At 25.3% G+C, this 821-nt stretch carries 1 protein-coding gene; it reads right to left on the reverse strand.

Annotated features, from left to right (window positions below):
* Window positions 1–170: 170 nt before the first annotated feature.
* A complete protein-coding gene (locus DYH56_RS15700) occupies window positions 171–596 on the reverse strand; it encodes a toxin-antitoxin system YwqK family antitoxin (RefSeq protein ID WP_114643786.1) in 426 nt (141 codons plus the stop codon).
* Window positions 597–821 lie beyond the last annotated feature (225 nt).

The following is an 821-nucleotide window of genomic DNA, read 5'->3' on the forward strand; positions in this document are numbered from 1 at the left end:
ATAGTCACACAGTCAGGAGGTTTTTATTTTTATATTTTATTTTTAAGGAAAGAAAGAAATGAAAAAAATATTACTATTTTCATTTGCTTATACTTATCAGACGCCACTCAGGTGGAAAAAGTTTAAATTAATTTAATTTAGTTTCAATTTACCCATTTTTGCTCATAAGTTTATTTGAATAAATAAACTATCCTCCCCTCTTCAAAATTTATTTCATATTCAATTTGCCCATTTTTATAGTCAAAAATTAATTCCCTTTTGATTTTATCGTCTTTAAATTTTACTGTTCCTAGAATTGGATTGTTCTCATAGTAGGAAAATTTATTTTCGATTTTACCATATCTATCATTTGTTTTTACCAGAATTGAACCACTCTTACTGTAAGAAATTACATCTTCGATTTTACCATCTTTAAATTTTGCTTTTATTTGGATTTGACCATTCTTATAGTAATAAACTTTTTTCCCTGTATATGGAATTAGTTGGTTGACTTCGTAAAACACTCCATTTCTATTTTGCAACTGTTTTTTATTAATTGATTTTCCATAACTCATTAAACTTATACTAATCACTAATATTAATAGTATTCTTTTCATTTTCCCTCCCTATTTGTAAATAATTTTTTTTATTAATTTTCCTTGATAACTCAATGTATCTATTAAGTTTTTAACTTTGTTAATTTGACAAATAATTGCTTATTTATGGATATTTCATAGTATTTAATACTGAAAACAAGAATTTTTGTATAGCAAACAAACGTCCTCACTATTTTTTTTGAAGGCCTTATTCCCTCAATATTCTTATGGCAACTACCCTCCCAT

It is taken from the genome of Psychrilyobacter piezotolerans, assembly GCF_003391055.1.
In the GTDB taxonomy this organism is placed as follows: domain Bacteria; phylum Fusobacteriota; class Fusobacteriia; order Fusobacteriales; family Fusobacteriaceae; genus Psychrilyobacter; species Psychrilyobacter piezotolerans.

Bases quoted from the DNA above. Each gene is read 5' to 3' on its own strand.
- DYH56_RS15700 (WP_114643786.1), bottom strand. From the start codon at position 596: ATGAAAAGAATACTATTAATATTAGTGATTAGTATAAGTTTAATGAGT.